The following is a 19,503-nucleotide window of genomic DNA, read 5'->3' on the forward strand; positions in this document are numbered from 1 at the left end:
TCCGGGCCATGCCGCGATGGCTGGCGTTCCGGCTTGCCCGTGGCTTTCAGGTCGTGAGAGGAAATGCCATTGGCCGGGCTACTGCGCCGGCAGCTACGCTCGCCGCAAGCGCCAGTGGCGCCGGTCGACGCGATGACATGGGACACCTCCCGATGTGTTCTCCTGGCCCGGGCAGGGACAGGTTTGATCGGTTCTAAACTATCGGGCCGGACCCGCGCGTCAATCACCTTACCCACCCGCCTAGCCCGACCAAGGTAGTATCGCGCCGGGCCGGGCGGCCGCTGCCCATTTACCGGGCCTTATCGATTCTGCCTTAGTTTTGCGCTCCGGGGTCTGGGGCGGGTTGCTGCCGGACCCCGCGTGGTTTTCAGAATGAAGACGGGGGTTGGAATGCCGGGGCTGAAGCGATCGTTGTCGATCAGGATCCCAACCCTCAGATTTCGCGCCAAGATCATGCTCGGCTTTGCCGTCACGCTGGCGCTGTCGGCAGCCACCATGGGCTTTGCCTATATGGGCTTCGAGCGGGTCTCCGCCGGCGTCGGCTCCTACCGCCAGAGCGTCGCGGAAGCCGATCTGGCCCGCAACATCGATCGCGAATTGATCTCCTACCGTTCGCTGGCGCGCTACTTCGTCGCGACCGGCAAGGAGGACGACGCCAAGGCCGCGCTCGCCGCCGAGGGCAGCCTGAAGGATGCCATCATGGCGTCGATGAAGGGCACCACCAATCCGGCCCGGCTCGAGCAGATCACCAAGCTGGAGCGCGAATTCCGCGCCTTCACCAAGATCTTCGCCGAGATCGTCCGCATCAAGGACGACAGCGCGCAGACCGCGCAGAACAAGCTGACCCGCAGCGCAACCTCGATGCGCTACAAGCTCGACGATCTGCCGAGCAATGCCGATGATTCCGAGCTGCAGTCGATCCAGTTCGGCGCCAAGAAGGTGGCCGATCAGCTCCAGTCGATCACCGGGGCCGTCAATACCTTCGTCGTCAACGGCGACAAGACGGTCGCCTCGAGCGCGCTCGCCCGGCTGAAATTCGCCGACAATCTGGTGAAGGCGATCACCTCGAATAACGAGCGGATCACCCAGAGCGTGAGGGACATCACCGCGCTGCTCGAAGAGTACCGCGAGGCACTCGCCAAGCTGATCGCGAACGCGAAGTCGATCGACGAACTGACCGTCGAGATGACGGAGTCCGCGGCCGCCATCAGCCAGGGCGCGGCGGCGATGAAGTCCGATCTGCTCGCCGACCAGAAGCGGCTTGAAAACGAATCGCACACCATGATCGGCGAGACCGAGCGGCTGATCCTGATGCTGGCCGCCGGCAGCTTCGTGCTCGGGCTGGTCTGGGCGTTCCTGCTGGGCAAGGGTATTTCGCGACCGATCGCGGCGATGTGCAAGGCGATGCGCGAGCTTGCCTCGGGCAATTTCGACGTCGTGCTGCCGGGTCTCGGCCGCAAGGACGAGATCGGCGAGATGGCCGGCGCGGTCGAGGAGTTCAAGGTTCAGGCGGTCGCCAAGGCCGAGCGCGACGCCGCGACCCAGGAAGCGCAGAACAAGGCAAGTGCGACCGCGCGGCGCAACGAGCTGATCCGCTTTGCCGACGATTTCGAGAGCGCGGTCGGCGCCATCGTCTCCAACGTCTCGGCCTCGGCCGTGCAGCTGGAATCGGCGGCCTCGACGCTGACCCGCACCGCCGAGACCACGCAGAGCCTGTCGAGCCAGGTCGCCGGCGTCTCCGAGCAGGCGTCCAGCAACATGCAGTCGGTCGCGACCGCGACGGAAGAGCTCTCGGCCTCGGTCGAGGAGATCGGCCGTCGCGCCAAGGAGTCGAGCCAGATCGCCGATTCAGCCGTGCGTCAGGCCGAGCAGACCGACGCGCGGATCGGCAAGCTCTCGCGCGCTGCCCAGCAGATCGGCGACGTCGTCAAGCTGATCACGGCGATCGCCGAGCAGACCAACCTGCTGGCGCTCAACGCCACCATCGAGGCCGCGCGCGCCGGCGATGCCGGCCGCGGCTTCGCGGTGGTGGCGAGGTGAAATCGCTGGCGAGCCAGACCGCGAAGGCGACGGACGAGATCTCCTCGCACATCGCCGGCATGCAGGGGGCCACCGCCGAATCGGTTGCCGCGATCAAGGAGATCGGCGCGACCATCGGCCAGATCTCCGGGATCGCGACCAACATCGCAAGTTCGGTCGAGCAGCAGAGCGCGGCAACGCAGGAGATCGCGCGCAGCGTGCAGAACGTCGCGCAGGGCACACAGGAAGCGGCGTCCAGCGTCACCCAGGTGAATCGCGGCGCCACCGAGACCGGAGCTGCCTCCGAAGAGGTGCTGAACTCGGCTCGCTCGCTGTCGGTCGAGAGTTCGCGGCTGCGCGAAGAGCTCGACCGCTTCATGGCGAATATCCGCGCGGCGTAAGGCGCGCGCGGGTCTACCAATTGCTGATCTATTATCGTCGTCCCGGCGCAGGCCGGGACCCATAACCACCACCGTTCGTTGGCGTACGGACACTGGCCGCTTGCCCTTTCCGATGGCCACGGCGTATGGGTCCCGGCCTCCGCCGGGACGACGCTGTTGGTTGGCGAGATGATGCGGCTAATCCCGTCCGAACTGGTGCTTCAACTCGACCTTGGCGCGCTCCAGGCGCGACCGCTCGGTCTTCGGCAGCGTCTTGCCGGCGCGGTTGATATAGAAGGTCAGCATCGAGAGCGCGGAACGGTAGGCGCCGCTCTTGCGGCGCGCGCTGTGCTCGGCGGATCGCTTCAGCGATGATGCGATCTTCTTCGCGCTGGTCTGCTTGAACACGCCGTGCTTGAGGTCGAGCGCGTCGCTCTCCTTTGTCACCCGCTGCGACCAGCGCTTCGCCGTCCTCTTGCTTACGCCACGCCTGCGACGCGTCGTGCTCGTGGACCGTGCCGGTGATGTCCTTGCCGTCTTGCGCGTTGCTTTCTTGTGTGCGGCCATCGATGCCTCCGTGTCTTTTAAGCCGAGAACAGCTCGCTGCGATCGCGGTTCCTATGCCGCATTGCGGGAACCCTTGCCGGCCTGCGGCGTTGACACCGCGTGGCGGGCACTCCGTTTGCCGCAATTCCGGGTGAGTGAACCTTGGAACGGATCGTTCCGGGGTTTTTCTCATTGGTCGATTCTGATGACAGTGCAGCCGACACAGTTGAGTTCCGCGACGACGCAACAGGCCGTGGCTCCGGTCACGCCGGACGATGACCGCATCATCGAGACCTCGATTCCGGTCCGGCTCGACAATCTCAGCTGGAGCCGCTTTCACACCCGCGTCGTGCTGGCGCTCGGCATCACCTGGATCCTCGACGGGCTGGAAGTGACGCTCGCGGGTGCATTGTCGGGCGCGCTGAAGGACAGCCCGACGATGAACTTCTCCAATGCCGATGTCGGTCTTGCCAGCAGCGCCTATCTGGCGGGCGCCGTGCTCGGCGCGCTCGGCTTCGGCTGGCTCACCGACCGCATCGGCCGCAAGAAGCTGTTCTTCATCACGCTTGCGCTCTATCTCTCGGCAACGGCGGCGACCGCGTTGTCATGGGACGTCGCGAGCTACGCACTGTTTCGTTTCCTCACCGGCGCCGGGATCGGCGGCGAGTACACCGCGATCAATTCGACCATCCAGGAGCTGGTGCCGGCGCGCTATCGCGGCTGGACCGATCTCGTCATCAACGGCAGTTTCTGGATCGGCGCCGCGATGGGTGCGCTGAGCGCCATCATCCTGCTCGACCCCGCGTTCCTTGCGCCGGACCACGGCTGGCGGATAGCCTATTTCACCGGCGCGGTGCTCGGCCTCATCGTGCTGTTGATGCGGATGTGGATCCCGGAAAGCCCGCGTTGGCTGATGATCCACGGCTATCCCGACCGCGCCCACAAGATCGTCGCCGATATCGAGACCTCCGTGCTCGGCCGCGAGCAGTCGAGCGCAGACTTCGAGAAGATCAGGCTCCGGATGCGCGATCACACGCCGCTCCGCGAGGTCGCGCATACGTTGTTCTCGGCCTATCGCCAGCGCGCGGTGGTCGGCCTCGTGCTGATGAGCGCGCAGGCGTTCTTCTACAACGCCATCTTCTTCACCTTCGCATTGATCCTGACCGACTTCTTCGGTGTCGCCGCCAGCAACGTCGGCTGGTACCTGCTGCCCTTTGCCGCCGGCAATTTCCTCGGGCCGCTGCTGCTCGGCCGGCTGTTCGATACGCTGGGACGCCGCACCATGATCATGTTCACCTATGGCATGTCGGGCCTGCTGCTGGCGCTGTCGGGCCATCTGTTCTCCATCGGCGCGCTCAGTGCGCAGGGACAGACCGTCGCCTGGATGGTGATCTTCTTCTTTGCCTCACCGGCGGCCAGCGCGGCCTATCTTACCGTCAGCGAGACGTTTCCCCTGGAGGTTCGCGCGCTGGCGATCGCGGTGTTCTATGCGATCGGTACCGGCATCGGCGGCGTGATCGGGCCGGCACTGTTCGGCGCGCTGATCGACACGGGATCACGCAACAGCGTGTTCGCCGGCTACCTGCTGGGGTCGGCACTCATGATGGTCGCCGCGGCGGTCGCATGGCGCTATGCCGTCGCGGCCGAGCGGAAATCGCTCGAATCTGTCGCGCGACCACTGGCATGTGTGGAGTAGACTATGACGAAGCATGACGTGGCCGAAATGCCCATGGATGATGACATCGCCCCTGACGCCAAGACGGACAGCGTGCCGACGCCGGCGTCGCTGATTCCGCCGCTCCACCAGGCCGCGGTGCTGCTTGACATCGACGGCACCCTGCTCGATTTCGCGCCGACGCCGCGCGAGGTCTGGGTGCCGCCGGAACTGTCGACCACGCTGAAGCGACTGCATGAGCGCAGCCACGGCGCGCTTGCGCTGGTCAGCGGCCGCTCGCTCAACGACATCGACCTGATCTTCGCGCCGGACGTGTTTCGCGCCGTCGCCGGCCACGGCGCCGAAATGCGGCTGCAGCCGGACAGCGAGGCGGTCGCCGCACATGCGCCCCCGCTCGACAAGGAGCTGAAGCGGCGCCTAGCTGCGGTCGCCAAGCTCAGCCCGGGCATTCTGCTCGAGGACAAGGGCTACTCGCTTGCGCTGCATTACCGTCTCGCGCCGCATGCGGAGAAGGCGATCTACGAAGCCGTCTCGTTGATCCGCGCCGACCTGCCCAATGCGCCGATCGAGGTGCTGCCCGGAAAGTTCGTCTGCGAGATCAAGCATTCCGGCTTCACCAAGGCGAGCGGCGTGCGCGAATTGATGAAGCACGAGCCATTCAGGGGACGGCGTCCGATGTTCATCGGCGATGACGTCACCGACGAAACGGTATTCGCGATCATGCCCGATTTCAACGGTCTCGCGTTCTCCGTCGGCCGTCGCGCAACCGGCGTCGCCGGACATTTCGACGGACCGAGCGACGTGCGCGAATTCCTGGCGCATCTGCTCGACGTTGATAGGGACGTTAGCCTGTCCTAACCGAGACGCATTCATCGCAGCCGAATCGAATACGGTGCTTTTGCGTCGTGGCGTCAACCTCGCGCGCAATTTTCTTTTCGCGAGTTCCCGCGAGTTCCGTGCGTGTTCGCCAGAATTTGGTTTCAATTGGGAGATTCCTTGATCAGGAACCATCTTGATGAATGGTTGTTAATACGCGAGTTGACCAACAGGAGGGGACCTGGTGAACCTCGTCGTCGTATCGAACCGCGTCTCGCGCGGAAAACCCAATGAACCCATGACGGGGGGGCTGGCTGCGGCACTATTGCCGGTGGTGGAAAAGACAGGGGCAATATGGGTTGGTTCCAGCGGACGCGTCCGCGACGGGAACCTGAAGGAACCTTTCGCGGAGGTCGAAGCGCTCGGGGCGGGCGCCTTGGCGACGCTGGACCTGCCGGCGGCGCATTATGGCGGTTATTACGAAGGCTTTGCCAATTCGGCACTGTGGCCGGCGTTGCATTCGCGCAGCGATCTGATCCGCGTCTCGCGGGAGGACTATGTCAGCTATCGCGAGGTCAACGCCTTCATGGCGCGCGCCCTGCTGCGCTTCCGCAAGACGGCGTTCTGGGTGCAGGACTATCATTTCCTCGCGCTCGGCGCCGAGCTGCGCGACCTCGGCGTCGATGATCCCATCGGCTTCTTCCTGCATACGCCGTGGCCCGTCGCCGCGGTGATGCAGGGCGTGCCCAATCATCGCGAGCTGATCACGGCGATGCTGGCCTACGATCTGCTCGGCTTCCAGACCGAGGAGGACTGCGAGAACTTCCTGAGCTATGTGCAGCACGATCTCGACTTCGAGCTGCGTGACGGCGTGATCAATTCGTCGTTCGGCCGCACCCGCGCCGCGGTGTTTCCGATCGGCATCGATCCCGGCAAGTTCGCGCAGCAGGCGACCAAGGCGATGACGCACCCCGACGTGTCGCGGCTGCGGCGCAGCCTCAACGGCGAGCGGCTCGCGATCGGCGTCGACCGGCTCGACTATTCGAAGGGTCTCGTCAACCGCATCAGCGCGTTCGACAAGATGTGGACGCTGCATCCGAACCTGAAACGTTCGGTGTCGCTGCTCCAGATCGCCAACCCGTCGCGCGGCGGTATCGAGGCCTATGGCAGTCTCCAGAGCGAGGTCGCGCGCCTCGTCTCCGACGTCAACGGCCGCCACGGCGAGGTCGACTGGACGCCGATCCGATATCTGAACAAGGGCTTCAGCCAGGCCGTGCTCGCGGGTCTCTACCGCACGGCGCAGATCGGCGTGGTGACGCCGCTGCACGACGGCATGAACCTCGTCGCCAAGGAATATGTCGCCGCGCAAAACCCGGCCGATCCCGGCGTGCTGGTGCTGTCGAAATTTGCGGGCGCCGCCAACGAGCTGGACACCGCACTGCTGGTCAATCCGCACGACGTCGACGGCATGGCGCGCACCTTGGCGATTGCGCTCGCGATGCCGCTGACCGAGCGGCGGATGCGCTGGGAAGCGATGATGGAGAAGCTCAACAGCGGCACCATCCAGCAATGGTTCGCCGATTTCATCGAGGCGCTGCAGGATACGCACAATGCGGGAAACGCGGCGCTGCCGGAGCCACCAACCCTGTGGCCGCGCCGCACGGCGGATCTTGCCGCGCGATATCACTGAGGCGAGCATGACGATGCAGGGTGGGTGCGTTGGTTCGCCCATCCGCCGTTCTGTCGTCCCTGCGAAAGCAGGGCCCCATGCTCCGCGGCGGATGTTGTGAATGGGACTCGTCGTACCAGCATTGCGCAACAATCGGCATTTGTGGTTATGGGTCGCTGCTTTCGTGCGCAATTGCGCATTAGGAAGGGACGACGCTGAGTGTGTTGCGCGGTCAGTGGTCATAACCTCGCATGCTCGCGACGGGGCTCCCGAAGGCGAAAACCCGGACTCCATTCTTCCACGAGCGAGGCGCCCCAATAGATTCCCGGCTCTCGCCGGCGGCAGGCCCCGGAATGACGAAACGGCGGGTTGATCGGATGCACTCGTTGATTTGCGCCGGTCCCTGACCGGCGGCCGGCCAAAAGCGCGCACGGCCGCGCGCAAGCCCGCGGCGCGCGGCTGCCATCGCTATCAATTTACCCAATGTTTTCAATCTGTTGTGGAAATTTCGCGCTCCCGGCCTGCGCTCCCTTGCAAAATCCGCCTCAGCCCTTCAAGAGAGGGCGCTCCGGAGAGATGGCCGAGTGGCTTAAGGCGCACGCTTGGAAAGCGTGTGTGCGGGAAACCGTACCGTGGGTTCGAATCCCACTCTCTCCGCCATCTGTAGTTGAATATACTTAAATATTTTCTAGTATTTATAATTGACCCCCGGATTGATTCCCGGCTGCGTAGGCAGATTACGCGGCTTGCGGTCTTTTTGAATTAGCAATTGGGCGGCAGGAAGGTTGGTAGCCAGGTTGCCGTTATCTCATCTCCAAAGAGGCATTTATAGGATTATATCCCTTGATCGGCGAGCCACGTGCCATCTTTGCTAGCGGCACGCGCCACGGTTTCCTAAACCCGTGGGTTGGAGTCATGCCGAAGCGACTGTTCATTTTTCGGTAGATCGGAGGGTTGGTGAATCTGATGTTCTCCGATGATTTTGGTCGCAAGGATGTCGACTGTTCGCGAATTGACCGAACTACGGACAGTCAGGAAGGGCGACTTTGGTAGGGCGCGCGCGCTCGCGACCGGGCCTGGTGGGTGGCTTCAAAAAAAAAGAGGGTCTAAAGGCTGCTGCCGCCGCTCGGCTAACCGAGGCAGTGTGGCCGCTCAATGCTCATACGCGCAATGAACGCGCTGCCCATCGCGCCGCAGGGCGGGTCCCTCCGTGCCTTTTGATTGAGCGCCTACTCAGAAAGCGGATTTCAAAACGAGGGGCGTTTATTACTTGTTGCACCGGTACTACTCGTTACTGGAGACCGTCGCTCATGGGGTCTCATAAGCTCGTCAGCGACCCGCTCAGTTCGAGGCATGAATGCTCAGTTCGACAGGTCGGGCCAAAGCTGCAGTACAAAACCGATTCGGTCACATCGACGAAGCGCCTTGCCGTGCTCTTCATGCCTTCGATGTGACATAGATGGGGCGTGTTGCTTCGCCGACTTGTTGGATCTCTGCCATGAGCAAGCCTTTCGAGAATGTTTCTCCCGGCCGCCGACGGAACATGCAGGCAAACAAGGGGAAGGACACTCGCCCCGAACTGACGCTGAGGCGACTGCTCCATGGATGCGGCTATCGGTTCAGGTTGCACCGGAAAGACCTTCCCGGACGGCCCGACATAGCGTTCCCGTCGCGCACGAAGGCGATCGAGGTGAGGGGATGTTTCTGGCACGGACATGGGTGTCACCCACTCGGACAGCTTCCCCGTACTCGCCGTGAATACTGGGAGCCTAAGATCCTCGGCAACAGAAGCCGGGATCTCCGTAATATGCAGGAGCTTAGGAACGCAGGCTGGGAAGTAATAGAGGTTTGGGAATGTGATATCCGAGCCGACCCGCAGGCTATTCTCGCACGACTGATCAGTTTTCTTGGCCCCAGGCGGAGTTGACCGCAATCCATGATCAGAGGGGATAGCTTGGCAGCTCGTCCAGGATCATCTGGGCTGTGTCGCGCGGGCTAACCGCCTTGTAAAGATTGTCCACAGCCTTACTCGGTACGCCTCCAGCCAAAAGCGATGTCATCGACGCCGCCTTGTAGCGACCAACGATATCCGCGCCCTTGAACGTCTCCAAGTGCGCATGGAAACGGATTGCAGGCCCTCGCAGTACGTAGCCGAGGATGTACTTAAGGACGTTTGCCTCGAAGAGAGCTTGATACAGCCGGTCGCTGCGACTGCTGGTCTTGACCGCAATAGCAAACAAGAAGTGCCGCCCTTCAAGCGCTCCCTGAATGCCCTGCCAAGCGGTCTCGATGAGGTCTTGGCTGACCAGCGTGAGATCCGGCACAGGCGTCATGAAGGGGGCGAAGCCGGGAGGAGCGGGATCTGGAATCCTCAGGCCTAAGATGTCGGGCGTACTCAGCTTTAGCTCCATGCCTCCCCTCTGAAGGGCTGCCTCGAAAGCCTGATACTCTGATCTCGCTTTTGGGCTGAGTAACTTCGTAGTGTCTGCCCCTCTCGCCATCTTCACGATGGCAACCTTCCGTGTTGGAGTTGGCACGGCGCCGAAAGGTTGGGTGAAGACCGTGCTTGTCCACATCCCCGTGTCCATGAACGTGTTCCAAGCAGCCGCAACGTTCCAGAGCGCGGCAGCTTCCATCATCTCGTAGACGTCGCCATCCACCTTGGCGATCTGCTGCTTGGTAAGTTTGAAGCCCGTCGGCCAGATAATTGCGCCAGCATTCCGAACGTTGCTGTGCGCTTGGTCCCGATAGTCCTTTGACGGGCGTGATGGATCAGGATCGCCGTCGGTCCCGGGCACAAACCCATCAAACGCGCAGTCCATCACGCGCTGTTGTGTGATCTGAAACTCAGTATCTCGCCCCTTAACCTTGCCACCCCTGGTGTCCACAAGACAGCCATTTCCCGACCGGTGGCAGTTGATGCACACAGTGTTCTGGCTCGTCGGCGCGGGATGGGCAGGGAATCGGAATGGCATTAGCCGCGCCCGGATGCCAGTTCTCGCGCGGTCGCAACGAGAACGTCCAGTTCAATCCCTAAACCGTGCGAGATGCGCTGCAAGCTGACCATCGTCGGATTTCGGACCCCACGTTCAACTTGGCCGATATACGTTCGGTCGAGGCCTGCCCGGTCCCCGAGCTCCTCTTGGCTCAGCCGCAATGTTTCGCGATGCTTCCTGATCGCGGCGCCAATGGATGCGACAATGTCCAAGTCAGACTCGCCCCAAAAGGACTCGATCGCCCAATCGAGAGCATAGTGTGAGAATATGATCTACGGACTATGAGTCCCATCGAGACTCCGTATGCCCTGCACCCGGCGCGGCTTTTGGAAAGCCACGAATCGCTGTAGATTGGCTAAATATCGCACTTGTGAAGCTCTGGAGCGTGGCGCTACCGTGCGCGGCAGGCGCTTCTTATGGGACTCACAGCCACATCCATGCGCCGGTCGCAGGAGGCCTACCTTGGGTTTTAGCGCAGTCTCGTTGTTCTCAGGATGCGGCGGTTTCTGCGAGGGAGTGGAACTTGCAGGCTTCGATGTCAAAGTCGCCGTCGAGTGGGATCGTTTCGCATGTGAAACTTATCGCCACAACTTCCCCAAGATTCCGTTATTTTGCGGCGACGTACACGATTTTCTGCAGGGAAGCGGCAGTGAGCATCGTGCCAAGTACAAGCTAGACAAGGTCGACTTGGTCTTCGGTGGACCACCTTGTCAGGGCTATAGCCAGATTGGTCCGCGAGACCTATTCGATGATCGCAACGAGTTGTATCTCCAGTACGCTCGTGTGGTCCGCACCTTGAAGCCTCGCGCCTTCCTGATGGAGAATGTGCCGAATCTTCTCCTGATGGAGAAGGGACACTTTCGGGACGCCATTCTGCAGCACTTCGCGAGCATCGGGTATGAGAACACTACCTACCTGAAGGTTTCAGCGGCAGACTTCGGTGTTCCCCAGACCCGCGAGCGCGTATTTTTCTTCGGCACAAGAGATGGACTGCGACTTCCCTTCGATCTGCGCGAGCTTGCCACAGCGGTCATCGAATCGATGCGGGTCAAGAAGCCTGTCACCGTGGCGGAAGCGATTGGTGATCTTCCCGACGACGTGGTGCACAGCGGTCACACAATGGTCTATCCGACTGTTAGAAAGCCGACTGCTTACATGCGAGAGATGCGCGTAGATGGTGTAGGGGCGATCTACTCCAAAGCCATGAAACGTAAGCGTGGGCTTGCGCCAAATGATGATGTGCTGCTGCACAATCACCACACCAAGGAGATCCAGGAAAGGCGCAAAGCCCTTATCGCTCTGCTGGCTCCCGGTGCGAAAGCTGATTCCCTTCCAAAGCAGGTCTGGGACGGAGCGCGGCCAGAGAAATGGCGCCGGTTGCACCCGGACCTTCCCAGTTACACGATCTTAGCTCAGATGCACCGCGACCTGTCCGAATGGGTTCATCCGCGTCTGCAGCGTTGGATTACGGTACGAGAAGCAGCACGATTGCAAAGTTTTCATGATGGGTTCGTCTTCAAGTCGTCCGAGTGGCAGATGCTAAAGCAGATTGGCAATGCCGTACCCCCGCTGCTTGCCCATGCGATGGCGAAGATGATGCGAGGCGTACTCGATGCTGTAGATGGCCGCCGCGTCCCGGCTGCGAAGAACGTGCAGCTAATGCTTGCGATAGCGCCCGAAACGACCAAGCTCAGAAACAAACGCGCGTTATCTGTTCGAGCTGAGCCGTCCAAGTCCAACCGGCAAGGGCGAGTCCAAAGACGGGTTGTTGCGTAAGGCTCCGACCGGAGGGCAAGAGTGCCCTTCCTAGGGCGAAGGTGACAATCTCACCTGTAGTTCTCTAAATGTCGCCCCAAGGGTGCGGAGACTTGCTTGCGCCCGAAGCTGGCGGTCACTTGGGCGGCATGCTATGCTATTTTCTATCGTCTCCGGCAGCGCCGCGCGGGCTCGTTCGCTTTCTCGCTCACACTCATGTCAACGGAGACAGTGGCGCATCGTGCGGTGAATGAGGTGCAGCTTTTTTAATGAAGACCCAATACCACGCCAGCCTGTCTGAGAGACTGTCGTCGCCGATCGTCAAAAGATCGATCACGATGGCCCGTCGCGAGACCTGCGTCACTCTTGAGGAGGCGTTCTGGAAGGGATTCAAAGAAATAGCATCAAAGCGAAACATGCGACCAGGTGATCTCGCCGCGATAATCAAGAAAGAGGGCCAATGTAGCAACCTCTCTTCGGCTATCCGCCTGTTCGTTCTGGACTACTATCGCGGCCTTTGCCACGATTGCCAAAATCCAAGCACCGAACCGCTTTCCCGATGACATGGGCAGCCTAAGGCGTCCACCCTCAGAGCATCAAATCCGAGGTGGCGGAATGCCTATGTATCGCGTCAAGGCGATGGCGAGTTACTCTCCCAGACGTTAGGTTGTGAGCTGCTCTGTTTGTTTGGCGTATGAGCTACATCCGAAAGAAATCTGAAACGATGGCCGCAATGTGCGCGAGATGCTTTTCGACTGTATCTTTATACAGCGTTTCCATTCGCGCGAGCAGAACTTCCCCGTCGCTTAATTCGTCATCTGTCAGTTTTTGATACCGACTATAGACCCTCGTGAACTTCGGATAGATCTTGGCTTTGCTATCGAAGTGCTCTTGGAGACGCTTAACGAGCGTCTCTCGATTGAACTGATCCGTGCCGAAAGGACCGACTTCGACCACGATCCCAATTCTCTCTTGGTAGAAGTTAAACCAGAGCGCAAACGGTCGAGATTGGCCCCACCAGTTGGTGCCTTCAAGTTGCGGCACATGCATGAGCAAAGACTTGGGCAAAAACGCTGCTCCAGCTGGACGGATGGCAAACTTTTCCAACTCTGGGTGCTTCTGGAAGAAAGTGCCTGCGGCCGAACTGAAAGAGTTTACCTGCCCGTGCTCTATTATTAAGTCCAGCGCATCCTTGTGCAGCAAATAGAGGCGGCGACATTCGTCAATCAGTGTTTGGTCTGGCACAATGTTTCTCCTGATGAAATCGAGATAGTGATCAATCACTATGCCGGCGTGATTGGTGACACTAGGGAGCCGCGATCGTGCGTCTTGCAGGGCCTCGGCAACGTCCGAGTAGCTGATTGCCGACCAACTTTCGCGAGTTGCGGGTACGCCATCCGGCGTCAAGTAGCAGAACAGTCGGGTGTGATCTGGATACTCAGAACAAATGGCCGCTTCATAGGTTTCGAGTTGTTTGTTTCCCTCTGTTGCGTCGATCTTATTCTCGATCACAAATACAAACTGGTTGGCTCTTGATTCGACTAACAGATCGATGTTTCGCCATTCGCGAGCAACAATTGCGTCGGAGAAATCAGAAAGCGCGATCGTCAACAGGCTGATTGAGGGGTCGACGGCACCTTTCTCCGCGGCTCGCTGAACCAGTCGTTTGACGAATGTGTCTTTTAGGCCGTGGCCTAGCTGGGGTGTGAGCAGAAAGGACAAGAAATTGGAGTGCCTTATTTCCTGCCGATGCAGGCCAACAGCCTCAAAGATATTGAAGCCGCGTGCGAACCACGGCTGCGACTGAAACTTGTCCAAGTCTTTGAGTAGGCTGAGTAGTTTAGTTTCTAGATGCGCGGAATGGGTTCTTGGCAAGGCGCTGACGTTCGTTGCAGTCATCAGAGGGGCCCCCGTCGATCAGTCGTACTCGCTCGATTAAAGAGGACAGACTGCGCCCAGTCGAGGGCCATTCGGCTCGACGGCAACGATCCCAATACGTCTTGGTCTACGAAGTCTCGTGAATGATACACTTGCCGTTCCAGGATGCCGAACGTTTGTCATGGTTGGAGCATCGCGAGAGCAGGCAAGGCAGTGTCCTTACTGCGCGGAGTCCATCAGACGCGAGGCCATCGCTTGTAAGCACTGTGGGCGCGATCTTCCTTCGCCCCACTTGCCGCCGACAATCCCTACGATCCTAAAGCGGGATGAAGTTAGGTCCGTCCGTATCCTGCGTTTGCTAGGTAGCTCAGACACTCTTCGGGCGAGAAGAGCTTGAGGACCTCCCCGATTGCGAAGCAAACGGCCTCGACTGTTCGGGCTGCTGCTCTGCGGAGGAAGTGTTTGAGCTTGGCAAAGACCTGTTCGATCGGATTCAGATCGGGTGAGTATTTTGGTAGGAAGAACAGCTTGGCTCCGGCGGAGCGGATGAGCTGGCGCACGGCTTTGCTTTTGTGGCTGCCGAGATTGTCCATGACGACGATATCGCCGGGACGAAGCGTCGGCAAAAGAACCTCTTTGACGTAGAGGCGGAAACTCTCGCCGTCGATTGGCCCCTCAAGAAACCATGGCGCCTCGATCCGGTCGTGACGCAACGCCGCCAGGAAGGTCATGGTCTTCCAGCGGCCGTGGGGAACCTTGGTCGGAAGTCTGTGTCCGCGCGGCGCCCATCCCCGCAAGGGCGCCATGTCTGTCCTGGTCCAGGTCTCGTCGATGAAGACCAACCGCTCAGCTTCGACGCGGTCTTGATACTTTGTCCATTGGACGCGCCGCCGCGCCACGTCGGGACGATCGCGTTCGCCAGCCACCACGCTTTTTTTTGAAGCTAAGCTTCTCGGCATGCACGAAATCCCACACCGAGTGGTAATCAACCTTCAGCCCGCGCTCAGCAAGCTCGGCGACCAAGCCGCGCAAGGTGAAGTCTCGCTTGGCTCTTTCCAGCATCCAGACGCGATGTTCGCCGGAAATTGCCTTCGTCCGGTGGCCGCCCATCTTGCCGGGCGCCACGCTGCCGGTCTCGTTCTGCCGACGCACCCAGCCAATGGCTGTGCTGACCGCAACCCCAAACTGCTTTGCCGCCTCATTGCGCGACAAACCGCCGGTCAAAACCGCCCTAACAACCCGCTTCCGAAGATCCTCCGAGTAAGGCTTGCCCATCCATGCTGGCCTCCTACCCAGCCAGCATGATGAATCAGAAACAAGCTGATTTGGGAATCCCAAATCGATTCAACTTAACCCCATCCCGCTTTAGTAAGCCCCAAGGCAAAGCTTGGGCGAGAGGTTTGGCAGACAGGCGGCCCGCGACGCCGGGCAAACGGGTACTTGAGACGCATGGAGCCGGAAAAGTCGAACGGTAGGGCTTACAGTGCCATGACCTAACGAAACCGCTACAAAAATGTAGAGACTCTCACCAACTTGCGGGTTTTGGAGCGCAAGGTCTGGCCGTTCAGATAGGTCGTCGACTCGTTGCGGTTGATCACCTCAAATCGCCGCCTCAGCCTGGCGAAATCGATCGCGATGATGTAGGATATTAGAGCGTGATGGACGCGACGGACCCACGGGTACGAAAAGGGCGGCTTCGCGCAAGTAGTCGTATGCTGGATCTGTCAATCTTCGGCTTAACTCCAGTCGGCTACCGTCCTCGGCAAGAGTGACAAGCAGTGCGTCAAAAAGCAGATGTATGTCCGCTCGCAGCAGTATTCCGTTTGCCGCACTGTTGTCGTCCACACCATCCTGAACGCGAATGTGAGCGGCCTGCAGGGCCGAGCCAGTCGCGCAGCCGGTTACAGCGCACCGGTTTCGGTAGAGACAGCGGACCTTTTCGCTAAACTCTTGCTGGCCGGGCCGAACAGCCCGCGCAGCCCATGCCACCATGCGTTCAATTTCTACCGAGGCGTCCATTGCCTCGCCGGCCGGTTGATCAAAGAACGAGCGGAGAAAGTCGGCCTCATCCGGATCCAACTGGGCAATCTTCTTGTGAGAATTGATCCATAGTTTGCGACAAAGTTTGACTTGAGGCCCTGTTCCAGTACTTGGTGAGTATCGCCTTGTGTCGTACCTTGCTAAATCTGCAATAGTCAGAATGTATCGAGGCCGTGTGTTCTCGATTCTGATAGTCAATGCCACCCCAGGCCGACTGCGAGTTAGTTGCTCTTGCGACCATTCGAGGAGGGAGCCGCGCATGGACAGTCCACCTCCGTCAGATGATCCATTTGTTGTCCAAACAAACACCTCGTCTCCCGCAACGGGCGCACAATCCTCATAAGCCCACACCGGGGATGGTCTGAGAAACTCGTTTCCCTCTGCGAGATTTGGCGTATCGCATTTCAATACCAGCGGCATTGTTCGTTCCTACTATCCTACTGCTGAAATCTGGCGCCTGACGCTGCCATTGCGGGGCTCAGATGGAGACCACGTACTTGTCTTTTAGCTTCGAGGCATGCGAGCGAAGTTCGTCAGGAAGCTGCACGTTTGTTTCGAGGCTGTTCAAGCATTCTTCAATGTATGCGACCGTTATCCGGCGCAGAAATAGAGGTCTCACCCCGCTTAAGATCGTCTGCAGCGGCTTGTGAAGCGCTCGGTTTGCGAGCGGAAGTAAAAACACGAGCCGGTCCTTTTCATTGGACGACAGCAGCGAGATATTGCGCAAGAGCTGATAGTTTCTGAAAAAGGTCGTCTCATTGAGAAAGTCCTGAGAGACTATGCGCGTCAGACGCGGCCTATAGATGTTCTGCAGCTTTAGTTGATGTTTCAGATCATTTTTTGTCGTGCCAAATCCCGTTTCGGACAGTTTGACTTCGCAGAAGACCCTCGCCTCGGAGGTGCGCCACATGACGTCGGCATTGGTACCTTCATCGAGGTCGGCGATGTGTTCAAATTCCCAATCGGAGGTTACGTCCTGGTCAACGCCCAGTGCGCGGCTCAGTGCTCTTGCAGGGGCTGGGGCAGAGGAGAAGAAAGGAAAGAAGAGGTTGAAGGCGAATGCCTGCGACGAGTTGAGATGATGGAAATATTTGTGAAGCCTTACGCGGGGGTGTGCCTTCAGATACGCCCGCAAGGCAGCGCGTGGAGGCTCCAATAAGTTTAGATCTTGCCGTTCCTTGGGCAAGATATGCGGATACGTCTTCCCTCGATACGTCCCCGCTTCCAATATCCCCAGAGCGATTCTTGCATGGTCTGCCAGATGCGATTGCAGCAACTGTTGATAGCTGGGCGCTATGGACATGGCCAAGATTCTTTCCTGCAAAATAGATTTAACCGAAGAGCAGATGAAAGCGCGGGTGCAAATTGATTGTGCCATCAGGCTCGAGTGTCCGACGGAAGACGACCTCTGCATCTTAGGGGTTACTAGCGCCAATCAGGGCAAGTTCCTGGTCTACGTGAAGCGGGAAGGTGACCCGGCAGACATCCAGGTCGACAACTACGGCCGGCCGTTCCAGCAGTACAAGGCAACCTTCGATCCGGGCGATGGTGCCGTGAACATGGTGTCAGTTCAGCCGCCTCCTGTCCTACCAAGCTAAAGATCAAGAGCAATCATGATGGACGGGAAAGACCCTGACGGGTTGCTTCAAGGAATGCTTGGAGCTGCTCAATCAAGTCCTCAGCGACTCGCCTATCAATCTGAAGAGTTGTGGTACCCGCTGCATTATCAGGCAGCCAATTGCCCACCGCGGAAATTGCAGCGATGTCGGATCCTGGCTTCACTAGAAGCTGCGTATCCGTCACCTGAAGACGCTGAGGCGGAATAGTCGCCCCTTGCACAGAGCCTGATAAAATCTGGTTACTAACTGCTGCGGGCGAAACCTTTAGGATTGCATCGGCTAGCCATACGGCATGCTTGTATGAAATCGTCCATTGCTGCGGACCTTCGACATTCGCCCAGTCTATCAGCATAGTTATTGAAAGCCCGTCTTCGGAATTCACAACTTCGCGAATTCGCTTTATTTGGAATTCTCGCGGCTCATCGGGCAATTGCTCCACTCCGAGTTTGATCGCGCTGCCGACGCTTGGAAGGTCACTTTCTGGTTAAGAGCCAAATGATCGCACCTATAATGATGATTGTCCAAACGAGTCGATCGCTGCCCATGGTCCGCTGCTTCTCGCCAGGCCTGAACCGGTGACCACAACTTAGACAAGTGATGTAGATGCGGCTGCTCATGAGGAGACCCGTCCATATGTTCCAGCCTCGTTTCTCAGCGTGAACTTGCCAGGATCCGCACTTCGGGCAGGTTACAGGATTATCTGCCAAGACGAATTTGTTCGGGCTGTCGGTCGTCTTTGCCGGAGTTGGGATGGCATCCGATCGGTCAACAGTTCTGGCTGCGGCCGCCGGTAGACCGCAGTGAGGACAACTCGCCGCCCGATCGCTGATCGACTTGCCGCACTCCTCACAAGCAATCAGTGCCATCGCAATGCCACTCTCGAAAATCGTGATTTGAAAATGCCTTTGGCTATTCAGGCGAGGAAGAAGCGTCCCACGACCACCGGTCGAGAGCGGGCGTGGTTTCACGTAGGTTAGCTCCTTTGGAAGTCTCGATGCCCGTCAATTGCTTTTTGTCCAAAGGTTGCCGCTACTTCATTCCTTAGCGGCATCAGAGATCGGCAGATGTCGAAGGCACAACTATCGAAGAAACTATAGATGGCACCTTCTCCATCGATAGTGACCCATTTGTTCAGAGAGTATTCGATCATGGATGATCTATTAGCATCCAAGTGGCTCCCTCCCATTTTGTTTGCCAAGAATGTAATCACGGCCCGTGGCTTAATGGGCCGCTGTGCAAGAATCATAAGTCTTTCATGGTCCAGGTAATCTTGCAGCTTGTAAGGACGATATGCCATGCCCGGTGGATGTGATTGCGTCGTGATCGGTGGGAAGAACGGGACGACATCAGGCGGGAGATTTTGTGCGTCTGCTCCGTCGGAGCCATAAACATCCGCAACAAGAACGATAAGTCGGCTGCGGCGTTGTTTTTGAACGTGGAATGCCAGCCTGTTACCAGCGCCATCGAGAGTTAGTATCCGAAGCGAATGAGCCATCCGCAAACGGGTGAATGGGTGCAAGGGCCGCTGGTAACAGCAAGCTAGCAGATCATCGACGTGCCAGACGAATAACTGATCGAGGTAGTCATCCCCCTCTAACGTTGTCCAGTCTCGCCCCATCACGATGCCTTACGAGGTGGAAAGGAATACACCTCCTCAAATTTACCATCCACTAATTGGCCAGTAGACCACTCCGAGAATTGAACAGCTTGACGATCGGCCACAGCAGCGATCAATCCACTCTTAACGTCGAACGTCTTGTACTGGGCCTGCGCTTCGTATCCTCGGATGAAGTGTTGAGCGCCAGCGCAAATCAGTCCGGAGCCAGTGACGCTATGAGCGCGACTGGATAGCTTTGGACGCAGCACTGCATGGGGAAGGTGGATGAGTGGTTGATGCGTCAAGCCGCCGAGCTGGAGCCATATTTTTTGCTCCCTTTGATCCGCCGTGGGTAGCGTAAGCGCCGCTCTCCTGCCGCCGTCATCGGCGACGCAAAGTCCAAATGATCCGTCTAAAGCAAATTGAAAGAAGCCACCGAGTGGGATGTCGTCAAAATCCGTGACTACCACTTTGAAATCAACCTGCATTTGAAAAACCCCGTCGACCAAGAAC

The 19,503-nt window shown here is 59.0% G+C and carries 17 protein-coding genes, 1 tRNA gene and 1 pseudogene; 10 read left to right on the top strand and 9 right to left on the bottom strand.

Annotated features, from left to right (window positions below; translation table 11 throughout):
- Positions 1–390 precede the first annotated feature (390 nt).
- Positions 391–2,420 (top strand): annotated as a pseudogene (locus RX327_RS02650) (methyl-accepting chemotaxis protein).
- A gap of 177 nt (positions 2,421–2,597) precedes the next feature.
- Here the strand turns inward: RX327_RS02650 and RX327_RS02655 are convergent.
- Positions 2,598–2,966, bottom strand: a complete 369-nt coding sequence (locus tag RX327_RS02655) for a DUF3175 domain-containing protein (RefSeq protein ID WP_082190537.1) — start codon at positions 2,964–2,966, stop codon at positions 2,598–2,600.
- A 184-nt stretch (positions 2,967–3,150) separates the two neighbouring features.
- Here RX327_RS02655 and RX327_RS02660 point away from each other — a divergent pair, with 184 nt between their 5' ends.
- From RX327_RS02660 to RX327_RS02680, 5 genes are all read left to right on the top strand, one after another.
- Complete coding sequence (locus RX327_RS02660; protein ID WP_317249396.1) at positions 3,151–4,641, top strand: MFS transporter; 1,491 nt, start codon at positions 3,151–3,153, stop codon at positions 4,639–4,641.
- Positions 4,642–4,644: 3 nt separating this feature from the next.
- A complete protein-coding gene (otsB, locus tag RX327_RS02665) occupies positions 4,645–5,478 on the top strand; it encodes a trehalose-phosphatase (protein WP_410712135.1) in 834 nt (277 codons plus the stop codon).
- Between the two features lie 202 nt (positions 5,479–5,680).
- Complete coding sequence (locus RX327_RS02670; RefSeq protein WP_317249397.1) at positions 5,681–7,126, top strand: trehalose-6-phosphate synthase; 1,446 nt, start codon at positions 5,681–5,683, stop codon at positions 7,124–7,126.
- A 549-nt stretch (positions 7,127–7,675) separates the two neighbouring features.
- Positions 7,676–7,765 (top strand) — tRNA-Ser (locus RX327_RS02675).
- An 838-nt stretch (positions 7,766–8,603) separates the two neighbouring features.
- Positions 8,604–9,032 (top strand): very short patch repair endonuclease, encoded by a 429-nt coding sequence (locus RX327_RS02680; RefSeq protein WP_317249398.1) that lies wholly within the window; start codon positions 8,604–8,606, stop codon positions 9,030–9,032.
- A 13-nt stretch (positions 9,033–9,045) separates the two neighbouring features.
- Here RX327_RS02680 and RX327_RS02685 read toward each other — a convergent pair whose 3' ends face one another.
- Together RX327_RS02685 and RX327_RS02690 are read right to left on the bottom strand one after the other, a co-directional pair.
- Positions 9,046–9,993 (bottom strand): Cfr10I/Bse634I family restriction endonuclease, encoded by a 948-nt coding sequence (locus tag RX327_RS02685; RefSeq protein ID WP_317249399.1) that lies wholly within the window; start codon positions 9,991–9,993, stop codon positions 9,046–9,048.
- Between the two features lie 86 nt (positions 9,994–10,079).
- Positions 10,080–10,313, bottom strand: a complete 234-nt coding sequence (locus RX327_RS02690) for a helix-turn-helix transcriptional regulator (protein ID WP_317249400.1) — start codon at positions 10,311–10,313, stop codon at positions 10,080–10,082.
- Between the two features lie 250 nt (positions 10,314–10,563).
- On the opposite strand from RX327_RS02690, the gene RX327_RS02695 reads away from it, so the two are divergent.
- Together RX327_RS02695 and RX327_RS02700 are read left to right on the top strand one after the other, a co-directional pair.
- Positions 10,564–11,877 carry a DNA cytosine methyltransferase gene (locus RX327_RS02695; RefSeq protein WP_317249401.1) on the top strand — a complete coding sequence of 438 codons (1,314 nt, stop codon included), beginning with the start codon at positions 10,564–10,566 and terminating at the stop codon, positions 11,875–11,877.
- A 248-nt stretch (positions 11,878–12,125) separates the two neighbouring features.
- Positions 12,126–12,419 carry a ribbon-helix-helix domain-containing protein gene (locus RX327_RS02700; RefSeq protein ID WP_317249402.1) on the top strand — a complete coding sequence of 98 codons (294 nt, stop codon included), beginning with the start codon at positions 12,126–12,128 and terminating at the stop codon, positions 12,417–12,419.
- 136 nt (positions 12,420–12,555) lie between these two features.
- Here RX327_RS02700 and RX327_RS02705 read toward each other — a convergent pair whose 3' ends face one another.
- Complete coding sequence (locus tag RX327_RS02705; protein ID WP_317249403.1) at positions 12,556–13,755, bottom strand: PD-(D/E)XK nuclease family protein; 1,200 nt, start codon at positions 13,753–13,755, stop codon at positions 12,556–12,558.
- A gap of 160 nt (positions 13,756–13,915) precedes the next feature.
- Between RX327_RS02705 and RX327_RS39195 the strand changes: the two genes are divergently transcribed.
- Positions 13,916–14,131: a zinc ribbon domain-containing protein gene (locus tag RX327_RS39195; protein WP_410712230.1), complete on the top strand. Its 216-nt coding sequence runs from the start codon at positions 13,916–13,918 to the stop codon at positions 14,129–14,131.
- Here RX327_RS39195 and RX327_RS02710 read toward each other — a convergent pair.
- The 3 genes from RX327_RS02710 to RX327_RS02720 form a co-directional block, all read right to left on the bottom strand.
- Positions 14,067–15,009 (bottom strand): IS630 family transposase gene (locus RX327_RS02710; protein ID WP_317249404.1). Its coding sequence is split into 2 segments (ribosomal slippage): positions 14,067–14,672 and positions 14,674–15,009, totalling 942 coding nucleotides; the frame shifts between segments, so codons are not numbered across the junction. The two genes, RX327_RS39195 and RX327_RS02710, sit on opposite strands and share 65 nt — an antisense overlap.
- Positions 15,010–15,333: 324 nt before the next feature.
- A complete protein-coding gene (locus RX327_RS02715; protein ID WP_317249405.1) occupies positions 15,334–16,194 on the bottom strand; it encodes an HNH endonuclease signature motif containing protein in 861 nt (286 codons plus the stop codon).
- Between the two features lie 58 nt (positions 16,195–16,252).
- Positions 16,253–17,077: a PGN_0703 family putative restriction endonuclease gene (locus RX327_RS02720; protein ID WP_410712231.1), complete on the bottom strand. Its 825-nt coding sequence runs from the start codon at positions 17,075–17,077 to the stop codon at positions 16,253–16,255.
- On the opposite strand from RX327_RS02720, the gene RX327_RS02725 reads away from it, so the two are divergent.
- Positions 17,076–17,372 (top strand): hypothetical protein, encoded by a 297-nt coding sequence (locus RX327_RS02725; RefSeq protein ID WP_317249407.1) that lies wholly within the window; start codon positions 17,076–17,078, stop codon positions 17,370–17,372. The two genes, RX327_RS02720 and RX327_RS02725, sit on opposite strands and share 2 nt — an antisense overlap.
- 13 nt (positions 17,373–17,385) lie before the next feature.
- On the opposite strand, the gene RX327_RS02730 is transcribed toward RX327_RS02725, so the two are convergent.
- Both RX327_RS02730 and RX327_RS02735 read right to left on the bottom strand, forming a co-directional pair.
- Positions 17,386–17,823: a hypothetical protein gene (locus RX327_RS02730; protein ID WP_317249408.1), complete on the bottom strand. Its 438-nt coding sequence runs from the start codon at positions 17,821–17,823 to the stop codon at positions 17,386–17,388.
- 1,187 nt (positions 17,824–19,010) lie between these two features.
- Positions 19,011–19,478, bottom strand: a complete 468-nt coding sequence (locus RX327_RS02735) for a hypothetical protein (protein ID WP_317249409.1) — start codon at positions 19,476–19,478, stop codon at positions 19,011–19,013.
- Positions 19,479–19,503 lie beyond the last annotated feature (25 nt).

The organism is Bradyrhizobium sp. BEA-2-5 (assembly GCF_032918025.1).
GTDB classification, from domain to species: Bacteria; Pseudomonadota; Alphaproteobacteria; order Rhizobiales; family Xanthobacteraceae; genus Bradyrhizobium; species Bradyrhizobium pachyrhizi.